The organism is Desulfarculaceae bacterium, from assembly GCA_020444545.1.
In the GTDB taxonomy this organism is placed as follows: domain Bacteria; phylum Desulfobacterota; class Desulfarculia; order Desulfarculales; family Desulfarculaceae; genus Desulfoferula.
Genome location: JAHLKT010000002.1, coordinates 380,414 through 399,525, shown reverse-complemented (window position 1 = coordinate 399,525; position 19,112 = coordinate 380,414). Strand labels below are relative to the sequence as shown.

Annotated in this window: 14 protein-coding genes; 6 read left to right on the top strand and 8 right to left on the bottom strand. The window is 66.6% G+C overall.

Going from position 1 to position 19,112, the window contains the following annotated elements; genetic code table 11:
• Positions 1 to 37 precede the first annotated feature (37 nt).
• The 5 genes from KQH53_06270 to KQH53_06250 all read right to left on the bottom strand — a co-directional run bounded on the left by KQH53_06270 (position 38) and on the right by KQH53_06250 (position 5,200).
• Positions 38 to 1,189, bottom strand: a complete 1,152-nt coding sequence (locus tag KQH53_06270; protein MCB2226267.1) for an acyl-CoA dehydrogenase family protein — start codon at positions 1,187 to 1,189, stop codon at positions 38 to 40.
• A 140-nt stretch (positions 1,190 to 1,329) separates the two neighbouring features.
• Positions 1,330 to 1,839 (bottom strand): hypothetical protein, encoded by a 510-nt coding sequence (locus KQH53_06265; GenBank protein ID MCB2226266.1) that lies wholly within the window; start codon positions 1,837 to 1,839, stop codon positions 1,330 to 1,332.
• A 15-nt stretch (positions 1,840 to 1,854) separates the two neighbouring features.
• Positions 1,855 to 3,222: a hypothetical protein gene (locus tag KQH53_06260; GenBank protein ID MCB2226265.1), complete on the bottom strand. Its 1,368-nt coding sequence runs from the start codon at positions 3,220 to 3,222 to the stop codon at positions 1,855 to 1,857.
• Positions 3,223 to 3,274: 52 nt separating this feature from the next.
• The gene (locus KQH53_06255; protein MCB2226264.1) at positions 3,275 to 3,817 is read right to left on the bottom strand and encodes an XRE family transcriptional regulator; all 543 of its coding nucleotides are present in this window, start codon (positions 3,815 to 3,817) and stop codon (positions 3,275 to 3,277) included.
• Between the two features lie 156 nt (positions 3,818 to 3,973).
• The gene (locus tag KQH53_06250; GenBank protein MCB2226263.1) at positions 3,974 to 5,200 is read right to left on the bottom strand and encodes a phosphatidylserine decarboxylase; all 1,227 of its coding nucleotides are present in this window, start codon (positions 5,198 to 5,200) and stop codon (positions 3,974 to 3,976) included.
• A gap of 343 nt (positions 5,201 to 5,543) precedes the next feature.
• On the opposite strand from KQH53_06250, the gene KQH53_06245 reads away from it, so the two are divergent.
• From KQH53_06245 to KQH53_06230, 4 genes are all read left to right on the top strand, one after another.
• Positions 5,544 to 6,056, top strand: a complete 513-nt coding sequence (locus KQH53_06245) for a periplasmic heavy metal sensor (GenBank protein ID MCB2226262.1) — start codon at positions 5,544 to 5,546, stop codon at positions 6,054 to 6,056.
• A 75-nt stretch (positions 6,057 to 6,131) separates the two neighbouring features.
• Positions 6,132 to 7,577 (top strand): hypothetical protein, encoded by a 1,446-nt coding sequence (locus KQH53_06240; GenBank protein MCB2226261.1) that lies wholly within the window; start codon positions 6,132 to 6,134, stop codon positions 7,575 to 7,577.
• Positions 7,574 to 8,932 carry a sigma-54 dependent transcriptional regulator gene (locus KQH53_06235; protein ID MCB2226260.1) on the top strand — a complete coding sequence of 453 codons (1,359 nt, stop codon included), beginning with the start codon at positions 7,574 to 7,576 and terminating at the stop codon, positions 8,930 to 8,932. Before KQH53_06240 ends, KQH53_06235 begins: the two co-directional genes overlap by 4 nt.
• 130 nt (positions 8,933 to 9,062) lie before the next feature.
• Complete coding sequence (locus KQH53_06230; protein ID MCB2226259.1) at positions 9,063 to 11,147, top strand: PAS domain S-box protein; 2,085 nt, start codon at positions 9,063 to 9,065, stop codon at positions 11,145 to 11,147.
• Positions 11,148 to 11,156: 9 nt separating this feature from the next.
• Here the strand turns inward: KQH53_06230 and KQH53_06225 are convergent, their stop codons facing one another.
• Entirely contained in the window at positions 11,157 to 13,997 is a 2,841-nt protein-coding gene (locus KQH53_06225) for a UvrD-helicase domain-containing protein (protein ID MCB2226258.1), read from the bottom strand.
• Between the two features lie 133 nt (positions 13,998 to 14,130).
• Here KQH53_06225 and KQH53_06220 point away from each other — a divergent pair, with 133 nt between their 5' ends.
• Positions 14,131 to 14,322: a hypothetical protein gene (locus tag KQH53_06220; GenBank protein ID MCB2226257.1), complete on the top strand. Its 192-nt coding sequence runs from the start codon at positions 14,131 to 14,133 to the stop codon at positions 14,320 to 14,322.
• Positions 14,319 to 15,773, top strand: coding sequence for a sigma-54 dependent transcriptional regulator (locus tag KQH53_06215; protein MCB2226256.1), 1,455 nt, complete (start codon positions 14,319 to 14,321; stop codon positions 15,771 to 15,773). The genes KQH53_06220 and KQH53_06215 overlap by 4 nt, the downstream gene beginning before the upstream one ends.
• Positions 15,774 to 16,023: 250 nt before the next feature.
• On the opposite strand, the gene KQH53_06210 is transcribed toward KQH53_06215, so the two are convergent.
• Together KQH53_06210 and KQH53_06205 are read right to left on the bottom strand one after the other, a co-directional pair.
• Entirely contained in the window at positions 16,024 to 16,584 is a 561-nt protein-coding gene (locus tag KQH53_06210; protein MCB2226255.1) for a hypothetical protein, read from the bottom strand.
• 44 nt (positions 16,585 to 16,628) lie between these two features.
• Positions 16,629 to 19,031 (bottom strand): AAA family ATPase, encoded by a 2,403-nt coding sequence (locus tag KQH53_06205; protein ID MCB2226254.1) that lies wholly within the window; start codon positions 19,029 to 19,031, stop codon positions 16,629 to 16,631.
• Positions 19,032 to 19,112 lie beyond the last annotated feature (81 nt).

Here is a 19,112-nt window from a genome sequence, read left to right as displayed (position 1 = left end):
CGCGGAGGCGCCTTCCCCTCTCCCCAGCCGCTGTGTCTTAGATCGCCCCTATCAAGCGGGCGATCACCAGCCTTTGAATCTCGCTGGTCCCCTCCCCAATGGTCAGCAGCTTGTAGTCGCGGTAGAAGCGCTCCACGTCGTACTCCTGCATGAGTCCGTATCCCCCGTGGAGCTGCACCGCCTGGTCGGTCACCCGGCCCATGACCTCGGAAGCGTAGAGCTTGGCCATGGCCGCGTGCTTGGAGAAAAACTTGTGATTGTCGCGTAGCCAGCAGGCGTTGTAGAGCAGCAGGCGGGACGCCTCGATCTCCATGGCCATGTCGGCCAGCTTGAAGGCGTTGATCTGGAAGCTGGCCACCGGCTTGCCGAACTGCTGGCGCTCCTTGGCGTAGCGTAGAGCCAGCTCATAGGCCCCCTGGGCCCCGCCCACGCCCATGGCCCCGATGGACAGCCGCCCACCGTCCAGGGTCTCCAGCATCTGGTGGAAGCCCTTGCCCCGCACCCCGAGGATGTTGTCCTTGGGCACCCGGCAGTCGTCGAAGTAGAGCTCGCTGGTGTTGGAGGCGCGCCACATCATCTTGCCGTGCATCTCGCGGGCTTCGAAGCCCGGCGTGCCGTGCTCCACCAGGATGCAGCTCAGCTCGTCGCGGCCGTCCTCGCGCTTGCCGGTCTTGCACATCACCGTCACGCCCATGCTGTTGGGCGCGCTGGCGTTGGTGATGAAAATCTTGGAGCCGTTGAGCACCCACTGGTCGCCGTCCAACACGGCGGTGGTGGCGCTGTTGCCCGCGTCGGAGCCGGCCCCCGGCTCGGTGAGCCCGAAGCCCCAGAGCCCTTCGCCGGTGCACAGCTTGGGCAGGTATTTACGCTTCTGCTCTTCGGAGCCGTAGTAGTACAAGGGCGAGATGCCCAGGGAGTTGCCCGCCGCGATGGTGGCGGCGTGGGAGCCGTCGATGCGCGCGATCTCCTCCACGGCGATGATGTAGGACACGTAGTCCATGCCCTGGCCGCCGTATTCGTCGGCCACGATCATGCCGAACAGGCCCAGCTCGCCCATGGCCCGGCAGGTGTCCAGCGAGAACTCCTCCTTTTGGTCCAGCTCCCGGGCCACCGGGGCTATCTCCTTTTCGGCGAAGTCCCGCACCGTCTTGCGCAGGATATCCTGCTCCATGGATAGCTCGAAGTCCATCCTCTCCTCCGCGCTGATCGGATTAGGGCTTACCTAATCTAGATAACCGGCTCTCCCGGCGTCAAGCCGCCTGCCGCGCTCCGGGCCGGCGAAATCTCAAAAGGCGGGAGGCCCCGGCCGGAGCCCCCCGCCGTGCGTTCTCATCCCTCTATGGGCACCCAGCAGACATCCAGGATGGTGTGGGTGGGGTTCTCGGTGCGGAACTCGGCCTTCACCGGCATGCCGGTCACCGGCTTGCCCTGCTTCAAGTAGCCCTTGAAGATGGTGTCCACGCCTTCGATCTGCACGTCCACCTGCCAGTAAGGCGTCTCCATCTCGATGCCGATGCCCGCGTAGTCCAGCATGGTGTAGGCGTAGATCTTGCCCACGGTAGGCACCTCCACCCACTCCGTGCGGGCGTAGCAGTCCGGGCAATCGGCCCGGGGGGGCAGCCACACCGAATTCTCGGTGCACTCGGGGTTGGTGCACTTGGTGGCCATCAGCTTGCCTTCGGTGAGCCCCTTGAAGAAGGGGGTCAACAGGCCGTAGGTGTGATGGTGGGTAATGCTGCGGGGAAAGTCGACTACCCAGAAGTCGCCCTTGTCGTCGTAGATCTCGCTGGGGGTGCCGATGAACTTGGTGGCCAAAGGACCTTCGTATGCCTTGCTCATGTTACGCCTCCTCCCTTACCAGGCCTTGCGCAGGATGCCGCAGGTGACGTGGGAGCCCACTCCGGCGTGGCTGATCCACAGGCCCTGCTTGGCATCGGGCACTTGCAGGCTCTTCCAGTCGGCCGGTTTCTCCTTGCCGGCCCGTTGCCACCACTTTTCGTCGCCGTGGAACTTGTCGTACTTGCCCTGGATCTGCCAGAGCACCTCGGCCGCCTGCCAGATGCCGGTGGCGCCCACCGCGTGCATGGTGCCCAAGAGGCCGCCCGAGAGGTTGGAGGGGCATTTGCCGCCGTAGTAAGCGTCGCCGCTCTCGATGTAGTCCGGCTCCTGGCCATAGGGCCTGAGGCCGATGTCGCCGTAGGTCTGGATGTCGCTGATGGTGAAGGCGTCGTGCAGCTCCACCAGGTCCAGCTCATCCAGGGGCTCCTTGATGCCGGCCATGCGGTAGGCCAGATAGGCCGCGAAACGCGCGGCCAGGAAGGACTCGAAGCCGGGCCAGCGACCGGATTCGGCCAGCAGGTCGTCGTACATGCCCTCGGGCTCGTTGGGCAGCAGGGGAATCTCCATGTGCCGCCGGTCGGCCACGCGCAAGGTGTGGGTGCCCCCGGCCATGAACAGCTCCACCGGGTGGTCACTGAGCTTGTAGGCCATCTCCTCGTTGCAAAGTAGCACCGAGGCGCTGCCCGCGGTCATGGCGCAGCATTCCAGGAAGCGCAGCGGATAGGCGCTCATGCGCGACTCCAGCACCTCTTCCACGGTATGGTGGCCCGGCTGCTGGGCGTTGGGGTTACTCATGGCGTAGCCCCGATTTTTCACCGCCACCTTGGCCCGGGTCACTTCCGAAAGGTTGTAGGCCTCGGCGAAGCGGTTGGCCATGGGCGCGTAATAGGAGCTGTAGATACGCCCCATGCGGGTCTCGAAGTCCTTGCAGGCGGCGGTGGAGATGTAGAAGTTGCCGGTGCGGGTGTCCACCTCGTCCATGCGCTCCCAGCCGCAGACCAGCACCGTGTCCGCGTAGCCGCTGGCCACGGCCATGGCGCCGTTGAGCACCGCCGCGCCGCCGGTGGCCCCGCCGGTCTTGATGCCGTTGTTCCACAGGGGGTCCAGGCCCAGGTAGTCGTGAATCTTGGCTTCGCAGAGAAGCTGGTCCTGGAAGTGATCGGCGAACTCGCCGTAGGCGCAGTACTGGATCTGGTCCTTGATCTCCTTGGGGGACATCTTCAGGTCGTTGTCCTCCAGCATCATCTTGTAGCCCATCATCACCAGCTCTTCCAGCTTGTACTCCGGGAAGTACTTGCGGAAGGGGGTGCAGCCGCCGGCGACCATGAACACCCTGCGCGACCACTGGGGCACCCTAAGGTTGCCCTTGCCGAATTTGATCATGCGTCCTCTCCCTCCTCACATTTTTGGCGAACCGGACCCCTCCCGGCCCGGCTCAAAGAGTCCCTACCCACAAGACCACGGCGGTTTCCTCGCCAATGTTGGCGATTGCCTGGGCCTTGGGCTCGGCCCAAAAATGGGCCGCGTCATGCTTTTTCAGCTGGAACACCCGGTCCCCGTGACGCAGCTCGATGAGGCCGTCCAGGACGCATAGCACTTCCTGGCCATTCTTGATGTTTTTGCGTACCGGCAGGGATTTGCCGGGCTCTATGAAAAGAACCGCCCCGTCCAGGACGGCGCGGTTTTCCGGCGGGCTCATGCGGCGGGTGACGAAGCCGGTGTGGGGCATGTCCACCTCGGCCCACTCCTCGGTGCGGAAGACGAAGACCCGCTCCTGTTTTTGCAAACGGCTGAGCAAGACGCCCACGTCCACGCTCAAGGCCGAGCCGATGGCCATCAGGGTCTCCACCGAGGGAGACTTGACGTTGTTCTCCACCTGGCTCAGGAAGCCTTCCGACACCCTGGCCTTTTCGGCCACCGCTTTGAGGGTGAGATTTTGCCCCTTGCGGCAGCGGCGCAGCTCATTGCCCAGGTTCAATATATTATCCGTTATTTCAGTTACTTTACCAATATGTCGGCTTGGTTAATATTTACCATAGGGCAAACTTGTTCGCCGGTCAAGCAAAATAAGGGCGCGGGCCGGTGGTGGGGCCCGCCCCCCGCGCGGGCCCGCAAGAGCGGGGAGATATGGCGGCTAGCGTGGGGTGTCGAAGATGCCGATCTGGTTGCCCAGGCGCACCTTGACCGCCCCGGAGGTGTAGCGGCCTTTTTCAAAGAACATCAGGCACAGCGAGCCGCCATAGAGGAAATGGCCCAGCTTGCGGCCCCGTTCCACAGCCACCGGCGCGCTCAAATGGGAAAAGGCCGGCTCCAGGGTGATTGAGCTGATGGTGTTGAGGCCCACCGCCACCATGGCCACGTGGCCGTACTGGCCGGTGTCGATCACGAAATAGGCCCGCTGAAAGCCGCCGAAGGGGTTGAAGTTGGCCCCGGGAAATCCCACGTTGCCGGTGCTGGGGGCCCACTTGGGGAAGTTGGGGTGCCCGAAGAAAGACCCGCCCAGGATCTGGGCCTCCACCACCCTGCCCTTCACCGGCGCGTGGAAGTGATGATAGGTGTTGGGCATGAGCACGCAGGACAGGGCCGTGCCGCCCACGAACTTCTTGGCGTACATGGAGCCGCCCAGCATCTCCAGGATGTTCAGGGCCTCGCCGCCCTTGGTGGTAATGGGCGTATCCAGGCTGGTGATCTTCTGGGGCACCGAGTTCATGATGCAGTCGGTGGGCGCGGCGATCAGGTAGTCGCGGCCGGGCATGGTCTGAGGCCGGGAAACGGCCTGGTTTTTCAGCTCGCGTGCGAAGAACTCATTAAAGGACTTGTAGCCCCCGTCCTTGGCTGAGGGATCGGGCAGAGCGTAGTCCTCCTTCTCGCCGCGCGGGTCGTTGATCCACTGCTCCACGAACTTCAGCGAGGCCGGGCTGTCCATGTAGGCCCCGCGTTCGCGCACGAACTGCTGCATGATGCCCTTGCCCGGCGGCAGGCGCACGAAGACCCGGCCAAAGGGGTTCTGGTAATAGAACCAGGCAAAGTCCTGGATGTACTTGAGCCCATCGTCGTGGCTGCCGTTCACCTGGGGCAAAAAGGTGCACCAGGACTCCAGGAACCTGACCAGATAGCCCAGGTCCTTGCCGATCCAGGGGTTGCCTCGGGGATAGTCGGGCGGCAGCTGCTGCATGTTGGCGAAGGCCGCGTCCAACAGCGTCTTGAACTCCGGCCGCGACTCATACGCTTGGACCAGCCGATTGATGGAGCCGGCGCAGGGGCAGTCCGGCGAAACCTTGGGAGTCTCGGCCCGGGCCGGGCCAGAGAGGCCCAGCAAGACCAAACAGAGCAGCAAAAGGCCGGCCAGGCTGGTTTTCATGTCGCATCCTCGCTTGCAGGTTCGTCAAGAGCTTCCCTAACTATGGTAGGTCCCCTTTCAGGAACCAGTCAAACCTGGGGATGGCTCCTGTCTGGTGCGAAAAAATTTCCCACCCAGCCGGGAGCGCGCCTATTTTTTTCGCTGGCCAGGGCCGCCCCGCCCCCTGCCCCAATTTTTTCCCACATTATAACTTCTGGATATAACTAGCAAATCCATTTTTTTGGCCGCCAAGCAAGGCGTTGGCACGCGCCATGCTACTTCATGGGGCATCCGGAACGCACCAAAACGGATACGCACCTAAACGGAAACCAAAACCCAAGAGTCAGCCCAAGGAGGCAAGAACATGAAAAAGATTAGCGTGATCGCAGGTAGCCTGACCCTGGTGGCCCTCATGGCGGTGGGAGCCTGGGCTGGCCCCTGGGGCTCCGGCCAAGGCTACGGCCCGGGCAACTGCCCCGGCTACGCGGCCGGCGGACGCGGCTCCGGGCCCGGCTACGGCGCGGGCGCCCAGATGAGCAAGCAGGACTTCGAGAAGTTCCAGGCCAAGCGCGCCGCCTTCCTGAAGGACACCATGCAGCTTCGCCAGACCATGGCCCTCAAGGGCATCGAGCTGCGCACCGAGTACGCCCAGGCCACGCCTGACGCGGCCAAGATCAAGGCCCTGCAGACCGAGATGATCGACCTGCGCGCCCAGATGGCCAAGAAGGCCACCAACGCCGGCCTGCCCGCCTACGGCTTCGGCGGCCGGGGCAAGGGACGCGGCTTCGGTCCTCGCGGCGGCGGCTACGGCCCCGGCATGATGGGCAGGGGTTACGGCCCCGGCCAAGGCTACGGCCAGGGCTCTTGCTGGCGCTAAGCACCGACCCTCGGTTACAATCAGGGTCCGGGCCCCCAAAGGCCCGGGCCTTGATTGTCTAGGAGACCCGACAGGATGAGCAACAACACCCCCAAGAAGCGCGAGCCCAAGAGCGGTCTGCCCGTTCTCTTGCTGGCCGGGATGTTGTTGCTGATCCTGGTGGTGATCGGCCTGACCACCGCCCGGCGTATGCAAAAGACCGGCGAGCTGATGCGCCACTCCCTGGCCACCCAGGGCGAGCTGGTGGTGCGCTCCCTGGAGGGGGCCACCCGCTTCGGTATGCGCCACCACATGTGGGGCACCCTGCGTATGCAGTCTTTGGTGGAGGAGATGCTGCGCCTGCCCAACCTGCTCTCCCTGGCCGTGGTGGACCCGCGCAACGAGCTTATGGCCGCCGGAGTCTCGGTGCCCAACGCCAAGGACGTGCGGCGCATGGCCCTGGGCGGCCTGCCCCAGGAGGTGGACGCGGCCATCGACCATCGTATGCCGGTAACCACCTTCCTCAAGGGAGAGCTGGTCCTGGGGCGGCCCTTCGAGCCCCTGGCTCCGCTGCGGCGGCCGGGCGGCAGGCTGCCCAATTGGGCACGCGACCATCGGGAAGAGATGGGACGCATGATGGCCCCGGGCATGAACATGATGGGCCTGCCCGCCCCGAACCAAAAGCCGGGCTACGTGCTGGTGCGCCTATCCACCAAGAGCATCCAGACCGCCCAAAAGCGCGACCTGGCCAGCTCCCTGTTCCTGGCGGGCGTGGTCTTCCTGGCCGCGGGCACGGTGGCCGCGTTCATGTTTCTCCTGGCCCGCCGTCGCCAACGCGAGCTGGGCCGCCTGCGCGAGGAAGTGGCGGCCAACCAGCACCTGGCCGCGGTGGGCCGTTTGGCCGGCTCGGTGGCCCACGAAGTGCGCAACCCCCTTTCGGCCCTGCGCGGGCTGGTGCAGTTTTTGGCCAAGGGCCAGCAGGAAGGCACCCGCCAGGCCCAGTGCGCCCAGACCGCCGTGGCCGAGGTGGACCGCCTGGAGCGGGTGGTCTCGGGCCTGTTGGACTACACCCGCCCCCGGCCGCCCCGGCTCATCCCCCTGGACCTGGGCGAGAGCATCGATGGCACCATCCGCCTGCTGGCCGACGAGCCCCGGGGCCAGGGCGTGGAGGTCGCGGCCCACTGCGAGCCCGGCCTGCCTCAGGTTCCGGCCGACCCGGACCAGGTGCGCCAGATACTCATGAACCTCCTTCTCAACGCCATGGACGCCAACAACGGCCAGGGCCGGGTGGAGGTGAGCGCGGCGCGCAACGGCCAGAGCGTGGCGCTCAGCGTGGCCGACCAGGGCCCCGGCCTGCCCCCGGGCCAGGAAAACGAAATCTTCGATCCCTTCTTCAGCACCAAGGAGCGGGGCACCGGCCTGGGCCTGGCCATCGCCAGTCGCCTGGCCTCCGCCCAGGGCGGCGAGCTGAGCGCTGCCAACCGCCCGGAGGGCGGCGCGGTGTTCACCCTGACCCTGCCCCTGACAAAGGCCAAGGCATGAGCAAGCAACCCCTGATCCTGGTAGTGGACGACGAGGCGGCCCATCGCTTGATGCTCACCGCCCACCTGGAAGAGGCGGGCTACCGCGTGGCCGAGGCTGCCGACGGCGGCGCGGCGGTGGCCACGGTGGAGGCCGAGCCGGTGGACCTGGTGCTCATGGACCTGGTGATGCCCCGGGTGACCGGCATGGAGGCCCTGGGGCGCATCAAGGGGGCCCACCCCGAGCTGCCGGTGATGATGATGACCGCCTACGGCTCCATCGACAGCGCGGTGCAGGCCCTCAAGATCGGGGCCGAGGACTATCTGACCAAGCCCCTGGACGTGGACGAGGTGCTCATAAAGATCGAGCGCCAGCTCAAGGCCGCCCGCCTGGCCGCCCAGGTGGCTTCCCAAGCCGAGCGCCTGAACGAGCGCTTCGACTTCTCGGCCCTGGTGGGCGAAAGCCCGCCCATGCGCCGCCTCAAGGAGACCATGGCCCTGGTGGCCCCCAGCCAGGCCACGGTGCTCATCACCGGCGAGAGCGGCACGGGCAAGGAGGTGGTGGCTCAGATACTGCACCAGAACTCAGCCCGGGCCCAGGGGCCCCTGATCAAGGTGAACTGCGCGGCCCTGCCGGAGAACCTTCTGGAGAGCGAGCTGTTCGGCCACGAGAAAGGCTCCTTCACCGGGGCCACCAGCCGCCGCGAGGGGCGCATGGCCGCCGCCGACGGGGGCACCCTGTTTTTGGACGAGATCGGCGAGATGACCCCGGCCCTCCAGGCCAAGCTGCTCAGGGCCTTGCAAGAAGGCGAGTACTCCCCGGTGGGCAGCGACAAGACCTTCCACGCCGACGTGCGGGTGATCGCGGCCACCAACCGCGACCTGGCCGCCGCGGTGAGCGAAGGCGCCTTCCGCGAGGATCTCTACTACCGCCTCAACGTGGTCAACCTGGCCATGCCCCCCCTGCGCGGCCGGGGCGAGGACGTGCTGCTGTTGGCCGAGCTGTTTCTCCGGCGTTTCGCGGCCGAGAACCAGCGGGAGATAAAGGGCTTCAGCCCCGCGGCCCGCACCCGGCTCATGTCCTACGCCTGGCCGGGCAACGTGCGCGAGCTTATCAACGGAGTGGAGCGGGCGGTGATTTTGTCGCAAGGGCAGCTCATAGAGCCGGGCGATCTGCTCCTGGGCGACCGGGTTCCCGAATCCGAGGCCGGGGACAGCCTGCACGCGGGCATGACCATCCGCGACGCCGAGCGCATGTTAATCGAAAAGACCCTGGCCGCCACCGAGGGCAACCGCACCCGGGCGGCGGAGATGCTGGGCATCACCCGCAAGACCTTGCAGAACAAAATTAAGGAGTACGGCCTGCCCCCCGCCTGATTCATCCATTCTGGTGAAAATATTGCCTTGCCCCTCCGGACGGCCTAACCCTATACTCTAAGGTCATATTGGCAAGAATGATGGGTCCTTAACGGGGAAGGTCCGTCCCTGTCCGGTGGAAAGCTCAGCTATGCCCCTGGCCCGCTCCATATTGCTCCTAGGGCTGCCGCCCAAGTTGCAGCAAGAAATCTCGGATTTGTTGCGGGGCCAGGATAGCCCCCCCCGTTTCAGCCACGCCCACGACCAGGCCGAGTTGGCCGGCGCCCTCGATGACCCCCCTGAACTGATCATCGCCTATAACGACGGCCCCTGCGGAGCGCGCGAGGTTTTGAATCTGCTCGAGCGGCGTATGCTGATCCGTCCCGTGGTGGTGCTGGACCCCCGGCCCAGCCAGGAGGTCATGACCGAGCTGCTGCGCCTGGGCGCGGCCGACTATCTGGGCATCAACCAGCTCGACCTCTTGGAGGCGGTGGCGGTCAAGGCCCTTAACCGCATGGCCTCCCGCCAGCACATGGTCGCCAACAGCGAAGGGCGCTACCGCACCCTGGTGGAGACCATGAAGGACGGCCTGATGTCGGTGGACACCAACGGGGTGATCACCTTCGCCAACCCGGCCCTGGCCGAGCTATTGGGCTACAGCGAGGCGGAGCTGGTGGGCGGCTCCTTGTTCTCCCTGGTCGAAAAAGACGGCGCCGAGTTCCTCAAGGGAGAGCTGGCCAAGCGGCGCCAGGGCAGCTCCTCGTCCTATGAGCTGGAGGTGACCACCAAGGACGGCCGCCGGATACCCATCTTCGTGTCCGCCTCTCCCCTGTTGCGGGAAGACGGCGAATGCCTGGGCTCCATGGCCATCTACACCGACCTGAGCGAGCTGCGCCGGGCCGAGGCCGAGGTTAGCAAGGCGGCCACCGAATGGCGCCAATGCTTCGACTCCCTGGAAGACCTGCTGGTGGTCATCGACAAGGACTTCAAAGTCCAACGCTGCAACAAGGCCATGCGCGATTACCTGGGCCTGAACTACAGCGAAATCGTGGGCCAGTCTTGCTACCAACTGATGCACGGCGCCTACGCACCGCCGGAGGATTGCCTGCAAAATGGCGTCCTCCAGGACGGCAAAATGTGCTCGGGCGATTTCCAAGACCCCAATTCGGGCCGCCTTTTCGCCGTTACCCTGACTCCGGTCACCGACGACCGGGGAGAGGTCCAGGGCACGGTGCACCTGTTCAAGGACGTTACCGAGCACCGCAAGCGCGAGCAGGAGCGCAACGAGCTGACCATGGCCCTCAACCGGGGGCTGGAGGCCACCACCCTGGCCCTGACCAACATGGTGGACAGCCGCGACCCCTACACCTCCGGCCACAGCCAGCGGGTGGCCGAGCTGGCGGTGCAGGTGGGCGGCGAGATGGGCCTGTCCGATGACGACCTGACCGGCCTGAAGTATTGCGGCCTGCTACACGACATCGGCAAGGGAGCCATCCCCCTGGACATCCTCAACCGGCCCGGCCGCTTGACCGATCACGAGATGGGCATCATCCGCGAGCACCCGGCCACGGCCTTCCGCATCCTGGAGAACATCTCCTTCCCCTGGCCGGTGGCCCGCGTGGTCTACGAGCACCACGAGCGCATCGACGGCTCGGGCTATCCCCAGGGGCTCAAGGGCGAGGAGATCCACCCCTGGGCCCGGCTGCTGGCGGTGTGCGACGTGGTGGAGGCCATGACCAGCCACCGTCCCTATCGTCCGGCCCACAGCATACACGAAGCCTGCGCGGTGCTGGAACAAGGCTCGGGCACCCATTTCGATCCCGAGGTGGTCGAGGCGGCCCTGTCCATCCTGGGCCTGGAGGACCGCCGGGTCACGGTGGTGGACGACGACCCCGGGGTACTGAATGTGTATTGCAGCTTCCTGAAGCGGGAAGCCTACGACATCGTCAGTTTCAACGACCCGGTGGAGGCCATAGAGAAGTTCGCCCAGTCGCCCACCCCCATCCTGGTCACCGACCTGAAGATGCCGGGCAAGGGCGGGCTGGAGGTCTTGCAGGACGTCAAGCGAATGAGCCCGGACACCGAGGTGATCGTGATCACCGGGCACGGCGACAAGGAGTCGGTGGTGGCGGCCATGCGCATGGGCGCCTCGGATTTCCTGGAAAAGCCGGTGCAAATGGCGGAGCTGCAACAGGCGGTCAAGCGGGCCCGCGAGCGCTACAACAAAGAGACCTGAGAGCCTCCCCTACCCCCCGAAAAGATCCATCTGACGGGCGCGGCGTTGGCTGCGCACGCTAACCCTTTGGCAGGCCGCTGGCGGCAGATCGGCCAAAAAAGGCGAGGCGTTGCGCGGGCCGCTCTCGCCGAAAAGCGAGCGCGCCGCGCAACGGCTCAGGTACAAGCGCTCCCGCGCCCGGGTCATGCCCACATAGAGCAGGCGCCGCTCCTCGCCGGGGTCCGAGGCCTCGCCGCTGGGCGGTTGGTAGGGCAACAGGCCCTGTTCCAGACCCACCAGGAACACCGCCTTGAACTCCAGGCCCTTGGCCGCGTGCAGGGTCATCAGGCTCACCCGCTGGGCCTTGAAATCCAGGGGGTCGGTCTCGCCCAGGGGCTCCTGGCCAGCCACCTGAAAAGGCACCCCGGCCTTGGCCAGGGCCTCGGCCAGGGGCGCGGCCTGGGCGTGGATGCGGTAGAGCACCGCGATGTCGCGGGGGGCCAGGCCTCCGCCCTCCCCGGCCTCCACCTGGCGCGAGTCCAGCCCGCCGGTCAGCTCCAGGATGCGCCCCGCCACCCAGGCGGCCTCGGCCCGGGGGCCGGCGAGGTCGGCCAGGACGGGAAGCTCGCCCTCGGGCCGCCGGGCGCTCAGGGCCAGGCGGCCGGGGTCGGGGTCAGTGGCCATCAACTCCGTGGCCGCGCGCAGGATGGATCCGGCGTTGCGAAAGTTGGCGGTGAGGCCCAGCACCGCCGCGCCGGGGAAGTCAGCCTCGAAGCGCAAAAAGTTTTCTCGCTCCGCTCCGCGAAAACCGTAGATGGCCTGGTCCGGGTCGCCGATGACCGCCAGGGAGGCCTTGCCCGCGGCCAACAGCTTCAACAGCTCCACCTGGGCCGGGTTGGAGTCCTGGTACTCGTCCACCAGCACATGAGCGAAGCGCCCGGCCCAGGCGGCGGCCAGGGCGGGATCGTCCCGCAGGGCGCGCACCGCGCCTGGCACCAGGTCGTCCAGGTCGATGAGCCCGGCCCGATGCAAAGCTTCTTCATAGGCCCGGAACAGGGGCTTAAACTCGGGCCGGGGCGCAGGCTCCACCGCCTGCTTGAGGCGGGTCAGCTCCAGCTCGGCCGGGCCGGGCTTCCAGCCCAAGGCCTTGGCCAGCTCCTTGACCAAGGCGGAGCGCTCCTCGTGCCCCATGATCGCGGGCGGCCCGCCGCTCGCCGAGGCCAGCACCTCGCGGCCCAGGGCATGGAAGGTACTCACCTTGACCCCAGCCGCGTGGGGATGCTCCCCGGCCAGGCGCTCGGCCAGCTCGCCGGCCGCCTTGCGGGTAAAGGTGATCATGAGCACCCGCTTGGGCGCGGCGCCCTCCTCCACCAGGGCGGCGGCGCGTTGCACCAAGACCCGGGTCTTGCCTGCGCCGGGTCCGGCCCGCACGATGAGCGGCGCGCCCCGGTGCTCCACCGCCGCGCGTTGCTCGTCGCTCAGGCCCACGGCCGCGGGCTCCGCAAAAAGCGGGGGCTCGACCGGGGCCGGGGCCTGGGGCTTAGTCAGGGCTTTTTTTTTAAGCTTGCGCGGCTTGGCCGGGGCGTCGCGCCACAGGGCGCCCTGCCCCTTCAGCTGGGCCCGCTCCTGGGGGCTGAAGAGCTTGACCACCCCGAACTGCCCGTCAAAGCCGCCCTCCAGCACCACCTCGCCGGAGCGCATGCGGCGCACCGCCTCGGCCAGCACCGGGCCGCCCACCCGCTCCAGCTCGCTCAGAGGCGCGGCGCGCAGGATGCTGAGCTCCGGCCCCAGCTCGGCCAGGAGCTGCTCCACGGCCCCACGCACCCCCTTGGTGGCCGGGCCGCGCTGCAAGACCTCGCCCACCACCTCGTCCAGGGGCACGATGGATTCGAACTCGCGCGCATTGGGCGCACGGCGCCCCTCGGGCCGGTCGGCCAGGTCCTCCACCCGGCTGAGCACCCCCACGGTGAGCGGCTTGCCGCACACTGGGCAGCGGCCATCCAGGGCGCGGGTCTCGCCGGGCTCCAGGCACACCCCGCACTTGCGGTGGCCATCCAAATGGTACTTGCCCTCGTGGGGGAAAAACTCCAGGGTGCCGGCCAAGCCTTCAGCTTCCGGGCCGCTCAGGGCCGAGGCCAGGGCGGGATAGGTGGGCTCGCAGGTGAGCAGGTTGGCCTCGCGGGCCAGCTTTGCCGGGCTGTGGGCGTCGGAGTTGCTCACCAGGACCATGCGGTCCAGGGCGCTGAGCCGCCAATTCATGGGCGGGTCCGAAGACAGCCCGGTCTCCACGGCGGTGATGTGGCCGCTCAGGTCGTCGAAGCACTCCTCTATGGAGTCGAAGCCGCTTTTGGAGCCGAACAGGCTGAACCAGGGGGTCCACACGTGGGCCGGGATGAAAATCACCGAAGGCTCCACCTCCAGGCACAGCTCCAACAGGTCGCGGGTGTCCAAGCCCAGGATGGGGCGGCCGTCGGAGGTGATGTTGCCCACCCGGTCCAAACGGGCATTGAGGCGCGCGGCGGACTCCAGGCTGGGCATGAGGATCAGCGAGTGCACCTTGCGGGTGGCGCCGTGACGCTTGTAGATGGTGGATATCTCGCCGGAGAGCAGGAAGCGCACCTGGCCCGCGCAGGCCGGGGGCACCTGGTCTTGCAGCTCGCGGGCCAGCTCCGGCCGCAGGGCATAGGCCCCGTCGCCGGTTTCCACCAGCTTCTCGCCCAGCTCCTCCAGCCAGGCGGGATGGGTGAAGTCGCCCGCGCCCAGCAGGCCGATACCCTTCACCTGGGCGGCGAGCCACAGGTTTTCGGGGTTCAGGCTCTTGGCCGTGGCCCGGGAGTAGCGCGAGTGTATGTGCAGATCGGCGACCAACATGGCTAATCAAACTAGCGCGGCGGGCGGCGGGAAGCAAGGGCCATCGAATCGTCACCTTGTCCGCATCTCGCCGCCCTTGTGTCGAATACCGGACAGTGCTATGATGGCCCGACCCTAAACACGAGGCACAGCCATGCAAGAACCCCTGTGGACCCGCTGCCTGCACCTGAGCGCGGGCACCTGCCCGGAGCTGATGCGCCAGGGCCGCGAACTGGGCGGCCAGGCTGACAACTGGCCCGAGATGAACCAGGACTTGGCCCTGGAGCGCCTGGGCGAGATATGCCCGGGCTGCGCCCTGCGCCCGGAGCCGGAGGAGCCCCGGTGAGCAGTGTCCCCCTACCGCGCATAAAGCCCCACGCCCGGGTGCTGGTGGTGGAGGACGAGCCAGACTCGGCCACCCTGTTCAGCGCCCTGATGGAGTCAGAGGGCCACGCCGCGGTGGTGGCGGCCAGCGGCGAGGCAGCCCTGGACCACCTGTCCGACGACGGCGATTTCGATCTGGTGCTCCTGGACCTGGTGCTGCCCGGCCTCAGCGGCTGGGAGGTGCTCAAGTACATCAAGCAGGACGGCAAGCTGCGCTATGTGCCGGTGGTGGTGCTCTCGGCCCTGAACGACAAGGACACCACCCTCAAGGCCCTGGAGCTGGGGGCCGAGGACTTCCTCACCAAGCCGGTGGACGTGGAGCGCATGCTGGCCCGGGTGCGGGTGATGCTGCGCATCCGCAGCCTATACGAAGACCTGGCCCACGAACGCTCCGGCCGGCAGCAGGCCCAGCGATCCCTGGAGATGCGCCGCTACCTCAGCCAGGTCATGGGCGGCTCGTCCCAGGTGCAGTCCCTGGCCGACGTGTTGGAAAACGTGGTGGACACCGACACCACGGTGCTCCTGGAGGGCGAATCGGGCACGGGCAAGGGGCTGTTGGCCGAGACGGTGCACCGCTTTTCCCGGCGTCACGACGGCCCCCTGGTGGTGGTAAACTGCTCGGCCTATCCCGAGACCCTGCTCTCCTCCGAGCTCTTCGGCCACGAGAAGGGCGCCTTTACCGGGGCCATCCGGCGCAAGGCCGGGCGCTTCGAGCTGTCTGAAGGCGGCACCATATTCCTCGACGAGATCGCGGAGATAAGCCCGTTGACCCAGCTGGCGCTGCTCCGGGTGATCCAGGACCGCCAGTTCGAGCGGGTGGGCGGCGAAAAGACCCTGACCGTTGACGTGCGGGTGGTGGCGGCCACCAACAAGCCCCTGGCCGAAATGGTGGCCAAGGGGCATTTTCGCGAGGACCTGTTCTACCGCCTCAACGTGGTGCGCCTGGAGGTGCCTTCCCTGCGCCAGCGGCCCGAGGACATCCCCTTTTTGGCCCACGCCTTTCTTTCGTCTCAGGCCGAGCGTCTGGGCAAGAACATCTTCGGCTTCGAGCGCGAGGCCCTGGCCCGGCTCATGGGCTACTCCTGGCCGGGCAACGTGCGCGAGCTGCGCAATGTGGTGGAGCACGCCGCCCTGATGTGCCGCGATGACGTGGTGTCCCTGGCCAACCTGCCCCCTCGCCTGGCCGAGGGAGACGCGCCCGCCGGCCAGGCCGCGTCCCGGCAGGTGGGGCGGCTGTGGGACCAGGAAAAGGAGATGATCGCATCCACCCTGGAGCGGGTGGGCTGGAACAAATACCGCGCCGCCCAGGTCTTGGGCATCGCGCGCAGCACCCTCTACGGCAAGATCAAGAGATACGGCCTGGTGGAGCCGCCCGCGAGCGGCGAGGGAGAGGCTGGGGCCTCCGAGGCGTGAGGCGGGTAGCGTCTGACCGGGGTGGTTGAGACCAATCGCCCGAATTATGGTTTGGAATAAAAAGAAAAGGGCAAGGCGCGCTTGTTGTGCGCCCTGCCCCTGACATTGGGTCAGACAAGCACGGCCTCATAGGTCTGGAACCCGCCTCCCGGCCCCTAGCCGCCCGCCGGAGACCGGCTTCCCCCCGGCTTCCTTTTTTACCCGCCTCTTTTCCCCCCAAACCGGTACTTTCCCGGCTTTTGGGGATCGCCTAGAAGACCTCCGCGCCCTCCAGGGTGGCCTCGCAGCCTTCGGGCAGGGGCACCTGCATGATGTTCAGGCTGAGCGCCACCAGGCAGTAGTAGCCGATCAGGCCCACCAGCTCCACCACGCTCTTGTGCCCCAGGAGTTCCTCGCACAACTCGTAAGTGCTGTCGGCCACCTGGCCCTTTTCCAGGGACTGGCGGCAGAAGGCGTACACCGCCGCCTCGCCGTCGTGGGCGAACACTGGCTCCTGCTTGTGGTTCAGGGCCTTGATCACCTCGTCCGGCACCCCGGCCTTTTTGGCAAAGGGCTCGTGAATGGCCCACTCGGCCGAGCAGTCCCAATGCCGGGCGGTGATCAGGATGGCCAGCTCGCTGAGGCGGGGCTCCAGGCTGGTGTGCAGGCGCACGTAGGCCCCCAGGTCGGCGGCCTTCTGGGCCAGGCCCGGCGAGGCCAGCCAGGCGTTGAAGGGCCCGGCCGGGCTGGGCCGCGCGGCGCAGATCTCGGACCACACCTCGGCCTGCTCCGGGGTCATTTCCCCGGGCTTATTTTCTTTAAAGCGATGCATTAAATAAATATCCTATCGCAGCGTATCAAAACGCTTTTATTTGGCTACTTGTTGTTGCCGGCTAGATCCTTTACCACCTGGCGCATACGCTCCAGTTCGGCCTCGGCCAGGTGGTTCAGGGTGCCCTCGGGGAACTTGCCGTCTTCGCCGCGCTGCCCGGCGGGCAGACCGGTGAACAGCTCCAGGGCCTCATCCACCGTCTCCACGGTGTACACCGCGAACTTGCCCTCCTGGGCCGCGGCCACCACATCCGGGTGCAGCATCAGGTTCTTGGCATTGGAGGCCGGGATCACCACCCCCTGCTTGCCGGTGAGGCCCCTCTCCTCGCAGAGGCGGAAGAAGCCCTCCACCTTGAGGTTGACCCCACCGATGGCCTGGGCCGCGCCGTGCTGGTCCATGGACCCGGTGATGGCCAGATCCTGGCGCAGGGGCACCTTCGCGAGCTGGCTCATCAGGGCCAGCACCTCGGCCAGGGAGGCCGAATCGCCGTCGATCATGCCGTAGCTCTGCTCGAACACCAGGCTGGCGGTGAGGGCCAGGGGCCCGAAGCGGGCGAAGCGCTCGCGCAGGAAGCCGCCGATGATCAAGACGCCCTTGTTGTGGAACGGCCCCGAGAGGTCGGCCTCGCGGTCGATGTTGGTCACCCCCTCCTTGCCCAGGCCCACGCTGGCCGAGATGCGGCTGGGCTTGCCAAAGGCGTAGTCGCCCAGGTCGTAAACCGCCAGGCCGTTGACCTGGCCCACGTCCTGACCGTCGGTCTCCACCTTGATGAAGCCCCGGGTCACCGCCTCTTGCAGGCGCTCCTGCATCATGGAGCCCCGGCGGCGGCGCGCCGCGATGGCCGTGGCCACGTCCTCGCCGCTCACCTGGTCCCGCTCCGCCTTTTTGGCGTGGTAGTTGCTCTCCTTGAGCAGGTCCTCCAGGTCGGCCAGCCTGAGGGTAAGGCGTTCGCGGTCCCCGGCCATCTCCGCCGCCCGCTCGATGAGCCGGGCCACGGCGGTGCGGTGCAGGGGCAACAGTTCGTGCTTACGGCCTATCTGGCAGAGATGGCTAATGAAGTCCGAGACTTCCTTGTCGTCCCACTCCATGTGCTCCGACATCTGGGCCCGCACCTTGAACAGCTTGGGGAACACCTGGTCGTGCACGTAGAGCAGGTGGTAGAGCTGGCTGTCGCCCACCAGCACCACCTTGAGATCCAGGGGTATGGGCTGGGGCCGGAGCGTCCGGGTGATCATGTAGCCCAGCTGCTCCATCACGTCTTCCATCTTTACCTGCCGGTCCCGGAGAGCCCTTTTGAGCCCCTCCCAGGGCAGCCAGTAGCGCAAGAGGTCCAGGGCGGGCAGCACCAGATAGCCGCCGTTGGCCCGGTGCAAAGCGCCCGGCTTGAGCAGGGTGAAGTCGGTCAAGAGGGCCCCGAAGGAGGCCTGGCGCTCGATGCGCCCGAAGAGGTTGGGATAGGTGGGGTTGTGCTCCACCACCACCGGCGCGCCCTTGGTCTCGGAGTTGTCCACGAAGACGTTGACCTCGTACTCGCGGAAGTTGGGCTCCTCGCTGGGCACCGGGAAAGGCATGGCGGGCTGGTCTTTTTTCTTGAAGCGCTCGTAGTTGGTCACCAGGTCGTGCTGCACCGCGTCCAGGTATTCCTGCACCGCCTTGTTGTCCTGGTAGTCGTCCCGGAGCTCTTTGAGCATGCCGCCCACCGCGCCCAGGACCATCTCCTGGTCCATCTTGCTCAGCGCGTCTTGCAGCTCCTTTTCCAGGCCGGTCACCACGCGCAGGGCCTCGGTCACCTTGGACTGGATCACGTCGCTTTTGGCCCGTAGCTTTTCGCGCTCCTCGTCGCTCATGTCCCTCAGGGCGCTCTCGGGCAGGGGCTCGCCGTCCTCGCCCATGGGCGCAGCCATGATGCCTCCGGGCTCGAACTTGAGCACGTAGCCCTGCTCCCGGGCCTCGCTGTCCAGCTGGGAGAAGATGTCGCTGCGCTTGCGCTTGAACTGTCCGGCCATGGCCTCCTTGCGCCGGGAGTAGTCCTCCCCCTCGAACAGCTCGGGGATGCTGATCTTGAGGCTGGCCACCAGCTCTTTCATCTGGGCGGCCAGGCGCTTGCCTCCGCCCGGAGCCAGGCGCAGCGCCTTGGGCTCGTCGGGCTCGGCGAAGTTGTGCACGTACACCCAATCCGGCGGCGGGGTCTGGTCCACGGCCAGCTTGTTCAGGAAGGTGGTCACCAGGTGGGTCTTGCCGGTGCGCTGGGGCCCGGCCACGTACACGTGGAAATCCATGTCCGGCATGGTCAGGCCGAAGCCCAGGGCTTCCTTGGCCCGGGTCTGGCCCAGCACCGACTCCAGACAATTGGGCGCGTTGTCGCTGGTCTCAAAGGGAACCTGGGCGGGATCGAAGACCCGCCGCAACTCAGCGGGGCTCAGGGGAGAGAAGGAAGATGAAGGCATGATGGTCTCCTGCTGCGCATGAGCTTGGCCGGGGCGGCTGATTTGGCCAATAGGATAGCACAGCCGGAGGCTTCCGGCGGA